Below are 18,103 nucleotides of genomic sequence, written 5' to 3' on the forward strand. Positions count from 1 at the left end.
AGTGAGCGAAGCGCTCCAGCGGGGCGGGACGGCCGAGGCTCCGCTCCTGCACCACTTCTTCGAGCAGTCGGCCCGGCGGTGGCCGGACGCGATCGCCCTCGACGTCCCCCCGTCGGGTGGGCGGCCGCGACGGTCGGTCACCTACCGCGACCTGCACCGCCGGTCCACGGCCGTCGCCCGCGCGGTGCGGCACACGGTCCGGCGGCCGGGGATCGTCGCGATCCTGCTGTCCCGCACGACCGAGGACCTCTACCTGGCGCAGCTCGGCGTGCTGCGGGCCGGCTCGGCCTACGTCTGCCTCGACCCGTCCTTCCCCGACGAGCAGCTGCGCCACATCCTCGACGACGCCGCGCCCGCGCTGCTCGTCACCGACCAGGCCGGGCACGAACGCGCCACCCGCGCCGGCTACACCGGTGCGGTGCAGCGCGTTGATGGCCCGGCCAAGCCGGCGGCACAGCCGGCCACCTCCGCTTTTCGGGGGCTCCGGGTGGCGGAGCCCCCGGCCTGGGGCGAAGCCCCGGTTGTCATTGCGCCGGCGGCGCCGCCGGGCCTGGCCTACGTCATCTACACCTCGGGCACCACCGGCAAGCCGAAGGGCGTGCTCGTGGGGCACCAGGGCGTGGTCAACCTGATCCGGTCGGACGTCGCCGAGTTCGGCCTCGGCCCGGGGGATCGGGTGGCCCAGGGGTCGTCGCCGGCGTACGACTCGTCGGTCGAGGAAGCGTGGATGGCGTGGGCGTGCGGCGCCACCGTCGTGGTGCTGGACGACGAGACCGCCCGGCTCGGCCCCGACCTCGTGCCGTGGCTGCGGCACGAACGGATCACCGTGCTCTGCCCGCCGCCGACCCTGCTGCGCGCGACGGCGTGCGAAGACCCGAGGCGGGAGCTGCCCGACCTGCGCCTGCTCTACGTCGGCGGGGAAGCGCTGCCCGGCGACGTCGCCGAGCGCTGGGCCCCCGGCCGCCGGATGGTCAACGGCTACGGGCCGACCGAGTGTACGGTGACCTGCCTGCGCGCCGACGTCGAACCGGGCCGGCCGGTCGCCGTCGGCAAACCGGTGCCGGGCATGCGCGCCTGGGTCCTCGACGAGCGGCTCGAACCGGTCAAGCCGGGGGAGCAGGGCGAGCTGTGCATGAGCGGCGCCGGCCTGGCGCTGGGCTACCACCGCAAACCGGAGCTCACCGCCGAGAAGTTCCCGCAGCACCCGCGGCTCGGGCGGCTCTACCGCACCGGCGACCTCGTGCACGCCGAAGCGGACGGCACGCTCTTCTACCACGGCCGCATCGACTCCCAGGTCAAACTGCGCGGCTACCGGATCGAGCTGGAGGCCATCGAGGCGTCGCTGGCCCGGTTCCCCGGCGTGCGCGAGGCGGCCTGCCGGGTCCAGGGTGAGGGCGCCGGCCAGGTGATCGCCGCGCACCTGGTGCCGGACGGCGCGATGCCGGACGCGGCCGCGCTCAAGGACCACCTGCGCAAAGCCCTGCCGCCGTACATGATCCCGGCGGTGTTCGGGGAAGCCGGGACGCTGCCGCGCAGTGCCGGCGGCAAGCTGCGCCGCACCGACCTCCCGGTCCTGGCCACCGGGAGCCCGGTGCGGCGGCACGCGGCGACCGGGACGGCCGGCACCGAAACCGAGCAGTTCATCACCGAGGCCCTTCGCGAGGTGTTCGAAACCGAGGACATCGGCCCCGACGACGACTTCTTCGACGACCTCGGCGGCAGCTCGCTGCAGGCGGCGGTGCTCATCTCGAAACTGCGCGTCAACCCGCTCACCGAAGCCATCGCCGTCCGGGACGTCTACCGCGCCCGCACGGTGGCGGGGCTGGCGAGCCTCGCCGCCCCCGCGACCCACGACGAGATCGACGCGGTCGCGGCGCCCGCGCGCAGCGCGATCACCATCACGCTCGCCCAGGCGGCCTGGCTGGGCGCCGAACTGGCGATCGCCGCGCCGATCGGCTGGTTCGCCGCGTTCGTCGCGCTGCCCTGGCTGGCCGGGCGGATCGGCCTGGTCCCGCTGATCGTGCTGCTGCCGGTCGCGCTCGTCGCGCTCGGGTTCGGCTGGACGCCGGTCGCGGTGTTCTTCGCCGTGCGCGCGAAACGGCTGCTCATCGGCAAGTTCGAGCCGATGCGGGTCCCGGTGTGGAGCGGGTTCCACCTGCGGCTGTGGATCGTGCGGCACCTGCTGCGGTTCGTGCCGTGGGGCACCATCGCCGGCACCGAGTTCCAGAACATGGCCCTGCGTTCCCTCGGCGCCCGGATCGGCAAGCGCGTGCACATCCACCGCGGCGTCGACGTCGTCCAGGGCGGCTGGGACCTGCTGGACATCGGCGACGACGCCACCATCAGCCAGGACGCCTCGCTCGGCCTGGTACAGCTGACCGAGGGACACCTGGTGATCGGCCGGATCACCGTCGCCGGCGGGGCCACCGTGGACGTCCGCGCCGGGATGTCCCCCAACACGCGCCTCGGCCGCGGTGCGTGGCTGGCCGCGTTGTCGTCCCTGCCGTCCGGGACCGCCGTTCCCGACGGACGGCGCTGGGACGGCGTCCCGGCGCACGACGCGGGCCCGGCACCGCGCGCACCCGTCCCGGTCGTCACCGGCAGCATGCTCTCGCCGTTCGCGCACGGGCTCGCGACCATCGCCGCCCGCGCGCTCTTCGCCTGGGTGTTCACGCTCCCGTTCTCGATCGTCCTGATCGCCCTGGCGCTGGCCTTCGACGTCACCTACCCGGCGCTGCTCGACGCGCTCACGCGGCCGTGGGCGCACCTGGGGTTCATGCTCGTCTTCGCCGCGGCGAGCTGCGTGTCGCTGCTGGTTTCGGTCTGGGCCGAGGCGTTCTGCGCCCGGGCGCTCGGGCGCGTCGAGGAAGGCGTCATCAGCCGCTGGAGCCCGGCCTACATCCGGGTCGGCCTCAAGACCGGCCTGGTCACCACGGCCGGGAACTGGCTGTCGGGCGGGCTGTTCTGGCCGGTGTGGCTGCGCTGGGCCGGGATGCAGGTCGGGCGCGGCTGCGAGATCAGCACGATCATCGACGTCGTCCCCGAGCTGGTCGAGATCGGGCCGGACACGTTCTTCGCCGACGGCATCTACCTCGGCGGCCCCCGGATCCAGCAGGGCACGGTCACCCTGTCCCGAGTCCGGCTGGGACACGACACGTTCCTCGGCAACCACGCCGTCATCCCGGGCGGGCAACAGCTGCCCCCGGACATCCTGATCGGCGTCTGCACGGTGGCCGACGACCGCATCATGCGGCCCGGCACGTCGTGGTTCGGTCACCCGCCGATCCTGCTGCCGCGCCGCGAAATCGTGGAAACCGACCGGAGCCTCACGCACGACCCGTCGTTCGCGCGGGTCGTCACCCGGGTGTTCTGGGAATGGCTGCGCTTCGCGCTCCCGGTCGTCCCCCTGGCCGTGCTGACGGCGTGGTTCGTCATGATCGCCTACGCCGCAACGGCCTTGCCACTCGCCGCGTTCGTCTTCCCCGGCACCGGTTTGGTGACGGTGGCGACCGGGATCCTGCCGTGCCTGGTCGTCCTCGCGCTGAAGTGGGGGCTGCTCGGGCGGGTCAAACCGGGCGTGCACCCGCTGTGGTCCTGCTGGTGCAGCCGCTGGGACTTCCTCTACGTGGCCTGGGGCGTGATCGCGGGCGGCGTGCTCTCGGCGCTGGAAGGCACCCTGATGCTGCCGCTGTACCTGCGCCGGATGGGCATGGACATCGGCAAGCGGGTGGTGCTCGGCGAGGGGTTCGCCCAGGTCGTCGACCCCGACATGCTGCACTTCGGCGACGGCGCGACGGTCAGCGCGATGTTCCAGGCCCACACGTTCGAGGACCGCGTGCTCAAGATCGACCACGTCCGGGTCGGCGCGCACTCGACGCTCGCGCACGGCACGGTTCCCTTGTACGGCGCGGAAATCGGCGAGCACACCCACGTGGCCCCGCACAGCGTGATCATGAAGCGGGAACACCTGCTCCCGCGGTTGCGCTACGCGGGCGTGCCGACGAAGGAGCAGAAAGCCCCTTCGCCACGGACGAATCCGGAGCCGCCGACCCGCCCGCTGCGCCACACCCGGCAGCGGCCCGCGCCCGAGCCGCCGACCCAGGCGTTCTGGCAGGCCGACCGGACCTTCGCCGTGCCCGGCGAGCAGCCGGGCCGGCGAAGCCCGCAGCCTATGGCGCGGTCAGGTCGAACCGCTGGAGGGTGACCGCGCCGCCGAGCGCCTGGGTGGCGTGGTTGAAGACGGCGAACCGGTACCCCATGAAGAACTGCCAGGCGTTGTTCAGGGTGAACGGCGTGCCCAGCGGAGTGAAGTTCACCCCGTCGGTGCTGTAGGAGAACCGGGCCTGGCGGCCGGTGCCGGGGCGGATGTCGGCGTTGGCGCGCAACCAGATCCGGCTGCCGGGCAGGTCGGTGCTCGCCACCTCGGTGCCGGTGCCGGTGGTGTTCCAGTTGCCGTCCATGGTCAGGCCGTTGACCATGACCACCCGGTTGCGGCCGCCGTCGCGCTTGACGCCGATGTACGCCGAGGAGTCGCGCAGCATCGCCAGGCCGGTGCGGTCACCGTCCCGCATCGACGTCAGGTCGAGCGTGGCGGTCGCCGTGGAGGTGGGGCCCTGGATGCGGTGGGTCAGGGTGTTGCGGGCGGAGTAGAGGTCGTTGGTGACCGTGGCGGTGGACAGCTTGAGCCCGTTGCCGACCGAGAACTTCGTCGTGTCGGGGTTGTGGTTCCACTCCCACTGCGGACTCAGCGCCGGGCCGGGGAAGGTGTCGGTGCCGGTCATCGGTTCGACCTGACGCGGGGGCGGTGGCAGGTTCGGCTTCGGGTAGGTCGTGCCCCAGCGGCCGTTGACCGTCTGCAGCTTCGGCCAGCCGTCGGCCGTCCAGGTGACCGGGGCGAGCACCGGGACCCGGCCGCCGGGGTAGGCGTCGACGAAGGCCATGTAGTACCAGTCGCCGTTCTGCGTCTGCACCAGGCCGCCCTGGTGCGGCACGCCGCCGCCGGAGACCGGGCCCGGCAGGTCCAGCAGCACCTGCTGGATGGTGTAGGGCCCGAAGGGGTTGCTCGCCTTGAGGATGTACTGGCCGTTGGCCGGCCGGGTCGTGAAGATGTAGTAGCTGCCATTGCGCTTGTAGAACCGGGAACCCTCGAGCGTGCCGATGTTCGACGGGGTCTGGAAGACCTGCTGCGAGCGGACTTCGGTCTTCCCGTCCTTGGAGAGCTGGGCGACGCTGAGGGTGGTGTTGCCGTAGGCGACGTACATCGTGTCGTCGTCGTCGACCAGCATGCCGGCGTCGTAGTAGCACTTGTCGATCGTGGTGTGCTTCGACCACTGTCCGTCCACCGCGGTGGCGGTGTAGATGTAGGTCTTGGCGAAGTCGACGCAGCCACCCCAGTAGAAGGTGTCGTTGCTGGCGCGGTGGTTGAAGAACGACGCCCAGATGCCGCGCACGTACCCGCGGCCGCCGTTCAGGTCGTACTTCGCGCCGAAGTCCAGTTTGGGCACGGAGTGGCCGGCGAACTCCCAGTTCACCAGGTCGTAGGAGCGCAGGATCGGCGCGCCGGGGGAGTAGTGCATGGTCGAGGCGGAGTAGTAGTAGGTGTCGCCGACGCGGATGATGTCGTCGTCGGCGAAGTCCTGCCACAGCACCGGGTTCGTGAACGTCGACGGCTGGTTCGGGGTGGTCGGGGTCGATGGTGTGGTGGGTGTCGTCGGCGTGGTCGGGGTCGTGGGGTCCACGCCGCCGGTGCACAGCGTGCCGTTGAGCCGGAAGGCCGCCGGAGCGGGATTGGCCGAGGTGAACGAGCCGTTGAACCCGAAGTCGGCCGTGCCCCCGGTGGGGATGGCGGCGTTGTAGGCGACGTTCTTCGCGCTGACCTCGGTGCCGCCCTGGGTGATCGTGGCGTTCCAGTGCTGGCCCACCTGCTGACCGGCGGCGAACGACCACTCGAGCGTCCACCCGTTGACCGCGTCACCGAGGTTGGTGATCGACACGGACGCGCCGAAGCCGCCCTGCCATTCCGAGGTTTTCGAATAGGTGACCGAGCACCCGGCCGCGGCGTGCGCGGCCGGGGTCGCCACCAGGACGGCGCCGGCGAGGCCGGTCGCGGCGAGCAGGGCCGAGGCGGCCGCCCGGGATCGTCGGCGTGACACCACGTCTGTCCTTTCCGGTCAGGGTGCTCAGGCGGCGAACTGCCACCAGTTCACGTTGAAGAGGTAGCCGCTGCCTCCGGTGAACCGCAGGACCAGGTCTTGCGTGCCCGTCACGCCGGTGACGGGGCAGGACACCGAGGTCCACGTCTGCCAGCCGCCGGTGCCCGCCACGGTGCAGCGGCCCACCACCGTGCCGGTGGCACTGCCGAGGCGCACCTCGATCGCGCCGCCGGCGCTCGCGGAGGCGACGCGAGCGGTGAACGTCTTCGCGCCGGCCCCGAAGGCGACGTTGCGGACCTTGACGTTGTCGCCGTTCTCGATCCACCCGATGTTCATGCCGCCTTCGGAGGCGGGCTCGGTTTCGATCCCCGATTCCCAGTTGATCGTTTCCGCTTCCTGCCGGGTGTAGGGGTCGAGCGTGTCGGCCGGCGGCGGCCCCGAGTTCGTCATGTTGATGGTGGGGATGCTGCCGTCGGCGTTGTAGGCGAACTTCTCCACCGACACCGAGCGGGTGTAGCCGCCCCCGCCGGGCAGCGCGCCGTTGTGGTAGAAGAAGTACGAGCTGCCCTTGTAGTCCACGATCCCGGGGTGGTTGGTGAAACTGCTGCCCTGCGTGGGCATCACCGTGCCCCGGTAGGTCCACGGTCCGGTCGGCCCGGGCGAGGTGGAGTAGCCGATGAACTCGGAACAGCACTTGGCCGCGAAGACGTTGTAGTACTGGCCGTTGCGCTTGTAGACCCAGGGGCCTTCCTCGTACATCGTCGGCCGGCTGCCGCCGTTCGGGCGGGTGCCGAACCCGGCCGTGGTGAGCGGGATCTGGTTGACGCCGCCCGAGTACGACGTCATGTCGGCGTTGAGCCGCACGTACCAGAGGTTCGGGTTGCCCCAGTACAGGTACGCCTGGCCGTTGTCGTCGATGAACACCGTGGGGTCGATCTCGCCGTTCTCGACGAGCGGGTGGCCGATGGCGTCGCGGAACGGCCCGGTGGGGCTGTCCGCGACGCCGACGCCGATGGCCATCCGGCCGGTCGCCCGGTTGACCACCGGGACGTACCAGTAGAACTTGCCGTTGCGTTCGACGGCCTGCCCGGCCCACGCGTCCTGTTTGGCCCAGCTGAACGTGGCCAGGCTCATCGGCGAGCCGTGGTCGGTCCAGTTGACCATGTCCGCGGACGACCAGACCCGCCAGTCCTTCATGGTGAAGTAGGTCGAGCCGTCCTCGTCGTGCCCGGTGTAGAGGTAGACGCGGCCGTTGTGCACCAGCGGTGCCGGGTCGGCGGTGTAGATGTGCTGCACGATCGGGTTGTCGGCGTGGGCGGTGCCGGGCAGGAGCGCCACCGCGCACAGGGCGGCGGTCATCCAGGCGAGCAATCGCCGTCGGTGGTGCACGGTGGTCTCCGTTCGGTCGGAAGCGGGGTCAGCTCGCTGCGCAGGTCGACGTGATGCCCTCGGCGCTGCCGGTGCCCTGGAAGCCGAACTCGGTCGTCTGCCCGGCTGCGACGCTGCCGTTGTAGGAGACGTTCGACCAGGTGACGGACCCGGTCGTGCCGCTGTTGCTCGCGCTCCACGAACTGGTCACGGCCGCGCCGGAGGGCAGGTTGGTCGTCACCCGCCAGCCGTTGAGGGCGGAGCTCCCCGCGGTGACCTTCACGTTGGCCACGAAGCCGCCGTTCCACGAGTTCAACGAGACCGAGGCGCTGCAGCCGCTGGGGTTCGGCGTGGTCGGGGTGGTGGGCGTGGTCGGGGTGGTCGGCGTCGTGGGGGTCGTCGGGTTGGTCGGCGTGGCGGCGTTCAGCGCGTCGAGGACGCTGTTGTACGCGGCCTTCTTGTTCCCGTTGCCGTCGAACAGAAGCGGGTTCTCCCCGGTGCGCCAGGAGTCGGTGTCGCGGATGCCCCACGTGGTGATGCCGGCGCAGCGGGCGACGGCCACGCAGGCGCGGGTCACTGCGCCGTAGGCGTTGGCCTGGTTGGAACCGGCGATGTCGAGCTCGGTGATCTGGACTTCGACGCCGAGGTCGGCGAACCGCTGGAGGTTGGCCTGGTAGTCACCGGGCGGGTTGCCGGAGAGGTGGGACTGGAAGCCGACGCAGTCGATCGGGACGCCGCGGGACTTGAAGTCGCGCACCATGTTGTAGATGCCGGTGCTCTTGGCGTTGACGCCGTCGGTGTTGTAGTCGTTGTAGCAGAGCTTCGCGCCCGGGTCGGCGGCCCGCGCGGCACGGAAGGCGGCTTCGATCCAGTCGTTGCCGGTCCGCTGGAGGTTGGAATCGCGGCGACCGCCGCTGCCGCCGTCGGCGAACGCCTCGTTGACGACGTCCCAGGCGTAGACCTTGCCCTTGTAGTGGGTGGCGACCTGGGTGACGTGGTTCATCATGGCCTGGCGCAGGTCGGAGCCTTCCATGCGCTGCGCCCAGCCCGGTTCCTGCTGGTACCACAGCAGCGCGTGCCCGCGCACCCGCTTGCCGGTGCTGACCGCCTGGTTGAGGATCCGGTCGCCGCCGCTGTAGTTGAACTGGCCCCGGTTGGGCTCGGTGGCGTCCCACTTCATCTCGTTCTCGGGCGTGATCATGGTGAACTCCCGGTTCAGGATGTTCACATAGGTCGAGTCGCCGAGCTTGCCGGCCGCGACGGCGGCGCCGAAGTACCGGCCGGACTGGGCGGCGGCCCCGCCGAGCGTCGAGGCCGCGCCGCCGGCGGACGTGGCGAGCACCAGGGAAATCCCGAGTGACGTCGCCAGGAACGTCGAAGCCAGCGCGGCGCGGGAGAATGACCGCGATGTCATCTTCATGTTCACACCTTCAATCGTGGGTACGGGTTCGCCGTCACGGGCTGGTGCACGTGGCCGCGTCGAGGCTTGCCGTGCCGGGGCCGGACACGAGGAAGCCGAAGGTCGTGGTGGCGCCGGGGGCGAGCACGCCGTTGTAGGCGACGTTCTTGACGGTCACCGCGCCGGTGCCGGTGGCCGTGCCGCCCCAGATCTGGCCGAGGCTCTGCCCGGCGGGCAGAGCGAACCCGGCCGTCCAGCCGTCGAGGGCCTCGGTGCCGGTGTTCGCGACGGTCACTTCGCCCTGGAAGCCGTTGTTCCAGGTGCCGACGATCCGCGGCGTGGCGGTGCACGGCCCGCCTGCCGGGGGCTGCGAGTCCCCGCCGATGCTGCCCGGCACCGCCTTGAGCGCGTTGTACCAGGTGGTGGCCATCTTGCTGTAGCCGGCCGCGTCGGGGTGGATGCCGTCGGGCAGGTCCGCGATGGCGACCGAGGGGTACATGTCGACCAGGTGCACGCGCTTGCCGGCGGCGGCCTTGGCCCGGATGTCGGGGGCGATCGCCGCGTTGAAGGTGCGGACCGCCGGATCGGCGAACCGGATCGGGATGATCGTGGCGACGAAGAGCTCGGTGCCGGGGGCCAGGTTCGTGATCCGGTCGACCAGGGCCGACAGCCGCCGCGGCGCGCCGGCCGGGTCGCTGCCGTACATGTCGTTGGTGCCGATGTGGAGCAGGATCGTGTGGGGGTGGTACGCGCTCAGCCAGCCGGAGACGTTCGCGTCGATCTGCGCGATGGTCCAGCCCGGGTGCCCTTCGTGGTTGCGGTCGGGCATGCTCGACGGTCCGTCGGCCAGCGAGCCGACGAAGTCGATCGAGCGCCCGTCGGCCCGCAGCTTCGAGCCGAGGTCGAGGCGGTAGCCGCCGATCGAGCCGCCCTGCGTGATCGAGTCCCCCAGCGGCATGATCGGCACCGCGGTGGCGGCTTCCGCGACCGCGGGCACGACACCCAGCGCGGCGCAGGCCGCCAGCACGCCGGCGACGATCTTCGCGAGTTTCATCGGGGGAATCCTTCGTGTGCCGCGGGGCGGTTATTGCATTTCGCGCCGTATTCCGCTCGGTTGACCAGCGTATCCGCGCGCGGCGGTGGTGACCACGCAATCGTGTAATTTACAATTCTCGGGCTATTCGAAACTTTCGGCGCGGCCGGGCGCCGGTCCGGCGCCCGGCCGTCGCCTGTCCGATCAGTTGACGCCGGCGTAGAACGAATTGACCGCGAGGCCGACGCCGCCGCTCCACGGCTCGAAGCCGGCCTGGATGCTGGTGAGGTACCAGGAACGGTCGACGCGGGTGCGGTTGTCGACGTCGTTGACGAAGTCCATCACGTTGAACGACCAGCCCGAGATGGTGGACTGGGCCACGTAGGACAGCACGTCGTTGCCGCCGTTGTTGCCCTGCCACACGTCCCAGTTGCGGCCGCCGATGCTGGTGGTGCCGACCCGGCCGCCGACCGGTTGCACGTTGCCGGTGTGGTTGAACCAGATCATCAGTTCCATCTGGTTGACCCCGTTGGTCTTCGCGGTCGGGTCCATCCAGATGTCGTAGGAGGCGTCGAAAACCGAGTTCCCCACGTAGTTGTACGAGATCGACGACGGTGCGCTGCCGATCCGGCTGAGCTGCCGGGGCAGGGGACTGCCGGGGGAGCAGTTCGAGTAGTGGCAGCCGAGGTAGACGGCCGGGTACGACAACGGCGCGCCACCACTGGTGGAACCCTGCTGGGTCTGGATCCGGAACCCGCTGCCCGTGACGTTGATGCACTGCTGAGCGCTGCTGCCCCACCGGTTGTTCATGACGACGTACCGGCCGCCGATGGTGGTCGAGCCGTACTGGTCGCAGATCAGGGTGTCCGCGTGCGCGAGCGGTGCGACGGCGACCGGCGCCGCGAGACCGGCCGCGGCGAGCAGCACCGCGGACAAGGCATTCCTGAGTTTCATGGGTCTCCTCCACGTCGTTGTGGCCTTATTCTGGGAGCGCTCTCAGTCGGAAGTGCTACCGATGTAACCACAGTGTCAGGCCGGAGCAAAGAGGATGGCGGTGATCGATTTTCGAAATGCGTTCCCGGCGTCCTGGACGCCGGGAACGCTCCCGGTCACGAGGCCGCGCGCAGCGCCCACTTCTGGTTCGCCTGCCCGTTGCAGGTCCACAGGATCAGCTTGGTGCCGACGGCGGTGCCCTGCCCGGTCGCGTCGAGGCACCGGCCGGACTGCACGCCGGTGATCGTCCCGTCGGCGTTGACGTTCCACTGCTGGTTGGCCTGGCCGGAACAGGTCCAGATGATCACCGGGGTGCCGTCGGCCGTGCCCTGCCCGGAGGCGTCCAGGCACTTGGACCCGGCGGTCGTCAGCTGCTTGCCGGACGGCGTCCACGCCGGTGCGCCACAGTCTTGCAGCTGCACGGCGGTGCCGTCGGTGGCGGCCGCGACCCCCGCGCACCGGCCCGACTGCGCGCCGAAGAGCTGCCTCGCCGTGGACTGCCCGGGCGTGCCGATGCTGCCCGGGACCGACTGCAGCGCCGCGTACCACACCGCGGCCATCTTGTCGTAGCCCGCGGTCGTGGGGTGGACGCCGTCGACCAGGTCGGCGGTCGTCAGCGCGGCGTGCATGTCGACCAGGTGCACGTGCTTGCCGGCGTTCTGCTTGCTCTGCACCATTCCGGGGATCGTGGCGTTGAAGGTGCGCCCGGCGGCTTCCTGGCCGCTGTTGGCGATCGGGATGATCGTCGCGACGAAGACCTCCGCGTCCGGAACCGCCCCGGTGATGTGGTCGACCAGCGCGGACAGACGGCCGGGCGCGCCCGAGACGTCGTAGTTCTGCAGGATGTCGTTGGTGCCGATGTGCAACAGGACCGTGTGCGGGGTGCTGGTGCGCAGCCAGCCGGCGATGTTCGCGTCGATCTGATCGATGCGCCACCCCGGGTGCCCCTCGTGGTCGTGGTCGCCGAGCGTGGCCGGGCCGTTGAACTGCGAGCCGACGAAGTCCACCTGATAGCCACCCGTGGTGACCCGCTGCCAGAGCCCGATCCGGCACCCACCGGGCACCTGAGTCCCCTCGGTGATGGAATCGCCGAGCGGCATGACCCGGACGCCGCCGTTCGACTCGGCGGCGGCCGGGGTGCCCGGCAGGAGAGCGGCCAGGACCGCCGCGGCCGCGGCGAGCCACCCGAATCGTGTGCGCATGCTGTCTCCTCGCCGGGCCGCCGTCACACGGCGGTGATGGTCCACTGGTTGTTCGTGCTGCTGTTCGGTGTCCAGAGGCCCACGCTCGAGCCGGCGGCGGTGCTGCCCATGCCGTCGAGCGCGGTGCCGGTGGCCCGGTTGACGATCTGGTACCGGCCGTTGCCCAGGCCGGTCAGCCGCCACTGCTGGCTGGTGGCCCCGGTCCACGACGTCTGCGCGCAGGTGGCGCCGTTGGCAGTGTTGCCCCGGCTGTCGGCGACCAGCCCGTTGGTGCGGTTGACGATCCGGACGTAGCCGCCGCCCGCGTCGGTCAGCTGCCACTGCAGGTTGGTGCTGCCGTCCCAGTTCCACTGCTTGAGCGGGGAGCCGGCCGCCACGCTGCCGCCGCCGTCGAGCACCAGACCGGTGGTGACGTTCGCGATCCGCGACCAGCCGGTCGGCAGGGGACCGGAGCCGGGCGTGGGAACCTGGCCGGAGAAGGTCAGCTTCACCACGTACGCCGGCGAGTCGAACGGCGGGTTGGCCGAAGGCAGCTGGACGCGCAACGCGGAAGCGTCCTGAACCGGCATCGGCAGGGCGGTGGCGGTGCCGGCGTCCGGGCCGAGCAGCTGCGCCGAGACCAGGTTGCTCAAGTTGATCCGGTTCGACCCGAGCGTGGTGATCGGGAAGGTGCTCCCCGGCCAGCCCAGCACGGTCGCGTACAGCACGGTGTTGTCCTTGCTGCGGGTGAACCGGACGTCGGTCCGCGTGCCTTCCACCGGGGTGGTGAACGAACCGCCGCCCATCTTGGTCGGTCCCTCGCCGTACACCGCCCACGCGCGGGTGCCGTAGAAGGATTCGCCGAACCGCTTGAGGTAGTTCCCGATGCCGAGCAGGATCGTGCGCTGCCCGGCCGGGATGGTGCCGTCGGCCATCGGGGCGATGTTCAGCAGCATGGTGCCGTTCTTGCTGACCCGGTCCAGCAGCGAGTGCAGGATGGCCTTCATCGAGTAGTAGCCGATGCCGTTGGTGTAGCACCAGCTGGAGCTCGAAATGCTGTCGTCGGTCATCCAGTAGGGGCTCATCAGGTCGCCCGGCCCGCCGCGTTCGAAGTCGAAGACCTCGCCGCGGTTGTCGAACCCGTCCTTGTAGGTGGCGACGACGTCCTTGTTCCACGCGACGGCCTGGTTGTAGTAGTGCGAAAGGAAGTTCAGCCGCTGCGCTTCGTCGACCTGGGTCAGGTTGAAGTCCTGGTAGACGAGGTCCGGCTGGTAGCCGTCGACGACCTCCCGGAGCTTGTCGTACCAGAGCTGGTTCTCCGCGGGCCGGCCGTTCTGGCCGAACAGCCGCCGCAGCGACTCGGTCGGCTGGTTCGGCACGTGGTCGTAGTACCCGGTGAAGTGGTACGCGTGGTGCAGCGCCGTCAGCAGCTTGAGGCCCTTCGCGCGGATGGCGTCCGCGTGCAGCCGCAGCAGGTCCAGCTTGGGCCCGGTCTTGACCGAGTTCCACTCGTTGGCGGTGCTGTTCCACATCGAATAGCCGTCGTGGTGCTCGGCGACCGGGCCGGCGAACTTCGCCCCGGCGTCGGCGAAGAGCTGGGCCCACTCGGCGGGGTCGAAGTTCCCGCCCGCGGACTTGAGCTTCGGCGCGAACTGGACCCAGTTCCCCGCCTTGTCCCGGGCGCCGTTGATGAAGTTCTGGTACGGCCAGGCCGACGGATCGCCGAACACCGCCTTGTGGTGGTTGTTCTCGTTGGAGCCGTCGATGTACATGTTCCGCGGGTACCACTCGTTGCCGAACGCCGGGACGCTGAACACGCCCCAGTGGTAGTAGATGCCGAACTTGGCGTCCTGGAACCACTCCGGGGCCGGCGGGTGCTGGTCCACCGAAGACCAGCTCGGCGTGTAGCTGCCGGGGCCTTCGGTGGCCCACGCGGTGCGGACCCGGAACACGCCGGCGGCCGCGGCGGCCCCGGCCACCACGATCAGCTTGCGCCTGGACAGCTCGAACGAAGACATCGGGGGAACCCTTTCGGAAGGCCGGTCAGCTCAGGGACCACTTTTGGTTGTTCGCACCGGTGCAGGTGGCCAGCTGGGTCAGCGTGCCGTTCGCGGTGCCGGAGCCGGTGACGTCGAGGCACAGTCCGGATTGGACACCGGTCACGGTTCCGTTGGCGTTGAACGTCCACTGCTGGTTGTTCTGCCCGTTGCAGTTCCAGATGATGACCTTGGTGCCCGGACTGGTGCCCTTGCCGGAGGCGTCGAGGCACCGCATGTTGCCGCCGTCGTAGACCGTGAGCTCGCTCGAGGTGCTGCGGGTCCAGGTCTGGTTGGTGCCGCCGTTGCAGTCCCAGATCTGCACCTGGGTGCCGGGGGTGGTGCTGACGCCGCTGACGTCGAGGCACTTGTTCGCGCCCACCGCGTGCACCGCGCCGGTGGTGGTCGAACTGCCACCGGTGTTGTAGCCGGCCGCGACGACGCTGGCCTGCACCGCGTTCTCCGTGGCGTCCGTGGGGAAGCCGCTGGTCACGGCGCCTTCGAAGAACTCGCCGACCCCGGAGACGCTGTTGTCGCCGCCGGTGCCCAGCAGGATCGACGGCTCCAGCTTCATCGGGGAGTAGCCGCGGGGCAGCCCGCCCGAGTACGGTGTGGTGAGGCCGCCGGTGGTGGCGTCACCGTACTTGAGGGTGAAGTTGCTGGTGCCGTTGTTCTTCTCCCAGGCGCTGACGAACGGGTGGTGCACGCCGGGGTTGTTCGGGTCCTTGTTGGAGCCGGTTCCGGTGTGGTACATGCCGTTCTCGAGGTCGGCCTCGACCCACGGCCCGGTCCCGGTGCAGCCGTTGAACCAGCAGGCGGTGCCCCAGTAGATGGCGTTCATGGTGGCGTTGCCGGTGTCGTTGTGGGAGATCTCGCCGCTGCCGTAGTCGAAGCAGCACCACTGGTTGACGTAGTTCGACGAGGTGATCATGTAGATCCCCTCCGGCTGGGCCCCGACCGGCACGTTCCTGGCGTTGTCGATCCGGTAGCCGACGCCCTGGGTGACCTTGATCCCGTACACCGGGTGCCCGGCGACGGTCACCGGCAGCGCCATCGCGTCCGCGCCGACGTCCGACCCGTTCGGGCCGGGGCCCTTCCAGAACCCGCCCCACGAGATCGGCAGGTCGTTGTGGTTCGCGGTCTGGTCGTAGATCTTCGTGACCGTGCACCGGGTTCCCGCGCAGAAGGAGACCTGCGGGGCCGAGTCCGCGTAGCCACCCGCCTCCAGCAGGCCGATGTCGAGGTACTTCTGGTCCGACGCCCGCTGGATCTGGTACAGCGGGCCGTTGTACGCCCCGAAGAGGGCGCGGGTGGTGCTGTGCGCCGTGACGCACGGGGTGCCGCCGGTGGCGTAGAGATCGCACGCCTGCGGTGTGGCCGCCTGGGCTGTCGGGGCCGTGGCGGCCACGGCCCCGGCGGTCAGCAGCAGCGCCGCCGCCGTGGCCTGGAGTGCTCTTCTGAAGGAACGCTTGCGGAAGACCATGGCCGAACTCCTCTGTTCGTCAGCCGAGAGTCCACTTTTGGTTGTTCGCACCGGTGCAGGTGGCCAGCTGGATCGCGGTGCCGTTCGCGGTCCCGGACCCGGTGACGTCGAGGCACAGCCCGGACTGGACGCCGGTGATGGTGCCGTTCGCGGTGACCTGCCACCGCTGGTTGCCCTGGCCGTTGCAGTTCCAGATCACGACCTTGGTGCCCGGGGTGGTGCCCTGACCGGAAGCGTCGAGGCACCGGGTGCTGTCGCCGCTGTAGACGGTCAGCTCACCCGAGCCGCTGCGGGCCCAGGCCTGGTTGGTGCCGCCGTTGCAGTCCCAGATCTGCACCACGGCGCCGGGGGTGGTGGAGACGCCGCTGACGTCGAGGCACTTGTTCGCCCCCACCGCGTGCACCGGGCCCGCGACCGTGCCGGTCGCGCCGCCGGTTCCCGCGGCGGCGATGACCTGCTGGGCGCCCGACGGCCAGTTGGTGCCGCTGACCTGGACGTTCCCGCTCAGGACGTTGTTGTGCGGCGGGCCGGTGGCCACCTGGGTCGCGCCGCCGTTGTACCAGTTGCCGCTGAAGGTGTTGTCGTTGGTGTTGTTGGACCCGTTGGCGTTGGTGAAGGCCCAGACCCCGGAATCCTGGATCACGTTGGCCGACAGCGTCACGTAGCGGGAACCCTCGTCCAGGTACAGCCCGACCGTGCGGTTGTTGTCGAAGATGTGGTTGTGGTCGAAGGAGCTGCCCGGGTTGGCGGAGAGGTTGTAGATGCTGCCGCCGTCGTGCATCAGCTTCTTCGTGCCGTGCACCCGGTTGTAGCTGATGACGGTGTCCCGCAGCGTGGTCGGCGTCGAGTAGACGGGCTGGTAGTCGTACAGGCCGCGGTTGCGGTAGTCCTGGCTGCCGCCCTGGTCGTTGGCACCCCAGCCCCAGCCGACGTCGATGCCGTCGTAGGTCAGGTTCGAGACGTCGTTGTGGGTGATCACGGTGTGCGTCGCGTAGGTCGAGAGGATGCCGGCCATCTCCCGGTAGTCCAGCGCGACCCGGCTCACCGTGTTGTACGAGATGGTGACGTCCCGAATCGTCATCGCGGAGTTCGACGGGTGGTGGGCGTCGGCGCGCACGCCGCCGACGATGATGCCGCCGCCGGAGTTCTCGCTGAAGGTGTTGTGGTCCACGGTGATCGACGACGCGCCCAGGCCGACGCCGGTGGCGTGGGCGTTCGCGTCGTTGCCGATGCCGAGGGCCACCTGCCCGAGCTGGGTGAAGGTGTTGCCGCTGAAGGTGATTCCGGTGGCCGCCGAGACCTGGACGGCGGCCGGGGCCTGGGCCCAGGTGCTGCGGGCGCCCTCGAACTGCTTGCAGCCGGACTGGCAGGAGGTCAGGAAGTCACCCGGCATCGGGACCGCGGCCGGGAGGAACGTGCCCGTCTGCTGGTTCGCGTACCCGACCGACGTGCTGGGCGTCAGCCAGGTGGTGTGCTCGAAGTTCAGGCCCTTGAAGGCCAGGCCGCGCACCGGGTTGTCGAGGGTGCCGCCGATCTGCAGCAGCGACTGCAGCCGCGGGAGCTCGACGTCGTGGCTGCCGGGGACCCAGCCGCCGGGTGCCTTGTAGTAGAGCTTCCCGGCCTGCGGATCGAGGTACCACTGGCCGGTGTTCTTCAGGAACGAGTAGGAGTTCTCGAGGAACAGCTGGCCGCCGCCGAACGGCTTGGCCAGGGTGTCGTAGCCCCAGTTGTTGTTGTTCCACGCGGGTTGCTGCATGACGATCGAAGTCCCGCTGATGTGGTCCACGGGCGAGTACCGGTCGGTGAAGGAGTTCTGGCTCTCCACCTCGATCCGGTTCTGCTGCGGCAGCGTGGCCAGGTAGTTCAGCGCGGAGTTGGTGATGGTCATCCCGGACGTCGTGAACTGCACGTCGTTGCGGGAGATCGTGATCCCGGCGCGCGGGGCGAGCGCGCCGTCGACGAACAGCTGCCGGGAGTCGGCGCCCTGCGGCACCGAGGCCACCCAGATGTTCTGGCCCGCGTCCTGCACCGACCAGCCGCCGACCTGGCTGCCGCCGGAGAGGACCGGCGTCTGGCCGGAGGCAGCCTGCCAGGTGACGGTGTGGCCGTTCTGCGCGGAGTCGGCGCTGGTGAAGCGCAGCGGGGCGGAGAGCCGGTAGGTGCCGCCGGCCAGCTGCACGACGACGTCGTTGCCGGCCGACTGGGCGCGGGCCAGCTCCTGGGCCTTCGCCGGGGTGGCGACCGGCTGGTCGGGGGTCCCGGGGTTGGCGTCGTTGCCGTTCGGCGCGACGGCGATGGTGACCGTCGCGGCGTGGGCGGACGGGGTGGCGATGGCGGTCACCACGAGAGCGGTGGCGAGCGCGGCGGCGGTGCGCGACGGCATGGGCGGGGACCTCTCCGGAAACGAGGCGGCGGTCGGGGGCGCCCAACCGTCCACTGTGTACTGATCACCGGCACC

10 protein-coding genes are annotated in these 18,103 nt (G+C 70.2%); 1 reads left to right on the plus strand and 9 read right to left on the minus strand.

All coding sequences use genetic code 11. The features are described 5' to 3' along the window. Window position 1 precedes the first annotated feature (1 nt). Window positions 2-4,204: a non-ribosomal peptide synthetase gene (locus tag ISP_RS17745; RefSeq protein ID WP_013225145.1), complete on the plus strand. Its 4,203-nt coding sequence runs from the start codon at window positions 2-4 to the stop codon at window positions 4,202-4,204. Here ISP_RS17745 and ISP_RS17750 read toward each other — a convergent pair. From ISP_RS17750 to ISP_RS48270, 9 genes are all read right to left on the minus strand, one after another. Beyond that, window positions 4,170-6,152, minus strand: a complete 1,983-nt coding sequence (locus ISP_RS17750) for a family 43 glycosylhydrolase (protein ID WP_230468810.1) — start codon at window positions 6,150-6,152, stop codon at window positions 4,170-4,172. The genes ISP_RS17745 and ISP_RS17750 overlap by 35 nt on opposite strands. A 27-nt stretch (window positions 6,153-6,179) precedes the next feature. Continuing rightward, the gene (locus ISP_RS17755) at window positions 6,180-7,511 is read right to left on the minus strand and encodes a glycoside hydrolase family 43 protein (RefSeq protein WP_014466940.1); all 1,332 of its coding nucleotides are present in this window, start codon (window positions 7,509-7,511) and stop codon (window positions 6,180-6,182) included. A 58-nt stretch (window positions 7,512-7,569) separates the two neighbouring features. After that, window positions 7,570-8,940 carry an endo-1,4-beta-xylanase gene (locus ISP_RS17760; protein ID WP_014466941.1) on the minus strand — a complete coding sequence of 457 codons (1,371 nt, stop codon included), beginning with the start codon at window positions 8,938-8,940 and terminating at the stop codon, window positions 7,570-7,572. 34 nt (window positions 8,941-8,974) lie between these two features. After that, window positions 8,975-9,973, minus strand: a complete 999-nt coding sequence (locus ISP_RS17765) for a cellulose binding domain-containing protein (RefSeq protein WP_013225149.1) — start codon at window positions 9,971-9,973, stop codon at window positions 8,975-8,977. 183 nt (window positions 9,974-10,156) lie between these two features. Then, complete coding sequence (locus tag ISP_RS17770) at window positions 10,157-10,906, minus strand: GH12 family glycosyl hydrolase domain-containing protein (protein ID WP_034285599.1); 750 nt, start codon at window positions 10,904-10,906, stop codon at window positions 10,157-10,159. Between the two features lie 155 nt (window positions 10,907-11,061). Further along, window positions 11,062-12,147 carry an SGNH/GDSL hydrolase family protein gene (locus tag ISP_RS17775; protein ID WP_013225151.1) on the minus strand — a complete coding sequence of 362 codons (1,086 nt, stop codon included), beginning with the start codon at window positions 12,145-12,147 and terminating at the stop codon, window positions 11,062-11,064. A gap of 23 nt (window positions 12,148-12,170) precedes the next feature. After that, window positions 12,171-14,144: an alpha-L-fucosidase gene (locus ISP_RS17780; RefSeq protein ID WP_013225152.1), complete on the minus strand. Its 1,974-nt coding sequence runs from the start codon at window positions 14,142-14,144 to the stop codon at window positions 12,171-12,173. Between the two features lie 25 nt (window positions 14,145-14,169). Continuing rightward, the gene (locus ISP_RS17785; RefSeq protein WP_013225153.1) at window positions 14,170-15,645 is read right to left on the minus strand and encodes an arabinofuranosidase catalytic domain-containing protein; all 1,476 of its coding nucleotides are present in this window, start codon (window positions 15,643-15,645) and stop codon (window positions 14,170-14,172) included. A 19-nt stretch (window positions 15,646-15,664) separates the two neighbouring features. Beyond that, the gene (locus ISP_RS48270) at window positions 15,665-18,028 is read right to left on the minus strand and encodes an RICIN domain-containing protein (protein ID WP_013225154.1); all 2,364 of its coding nucleotides are present in this window, start codon (window positions 18,026-18,028) and stop codon (window positions 15,665-15,667) included. Window positions 18,029-18,103 lie beyond the last annotated feature (75 nt).

Origin of the sequence: Amycolatopsis mediterranei (assembly GCF_026017845.1) — a bacterium.
In the GTDB taxonomy this organism is placed as follows: domain Bacteria; phylum Actinomycetota; class Actinomycetes; order Mycobacteriales; family Pseudonocardiaceae; genus Amycolatopsis; species Amycolatopsis mediterranei.

What these genes read in the sequence shown, in the direction of transcription:
- ISP_RS17755 (WP_014466940.1), bottom strand. Translation starts at nt 7,511, where the DNA reads ATGACCGCCGCCCTGTGCGCGGTGGCGCTCCTGCCCGGCACCGCCCAC.
- ISP_RS17760 (WP_014466941.1), bottom strand. Translation starts at nt 8,940, where the DNA reads ATGAAGATGACATCGCGGTCATTCTCCCGCGCCGCGCTGGCTTCGACG.
- ISP_RS17765 (WP_013225149.1), bottom strand. Translation starts at nt 9,973, where the DNA reads ATGAAACTCGCGAAGATCGTCGCCGGCGTGCTGGCGGCCTGCGCCGCG.
- ISP_RS17770 (WP_034285599.1), bottom strand. Translation starts at nt 10,906, where the DNA reads ATGAAACTCAGGAATGCCTTGTCCGCGGTGCTGCTCGCCGCGGCCGGT.
- ISP_RS17775 (WP_013225151.1), bottom strand. Translation starts at nt 12,147, where the DNA reads ATGCGCACACGATTCGGGTGGCTCGCCGCGGCCGCGGCGGTCCTGGCC.
- ISP_RS17780 (WP_013225152.1), bottom strand. Translation starts at nt 14,144, where the DNA reads ATGTCTTCGTTCGAGCTGTCCAGGCGCAAGCTGATCGTGGTGGCCGGG.
- ISP_RS17785 (WP_013225153.1), bottom strand. Translation starts at nt 15,645, where the DNA reads ATGGTCTTCCGCAAGCGTTCCTTCAGAAGAGCACTCCAGGCCACGGCG.
- ISP_RS48270 (WP_013225154.1), bottom strand. Translation starts at nt 18,028, where the DNA reads ATGCCGTCGCGCACCGCCGCCGCGCTCGCCACCGCTCTCGTGGTGACC.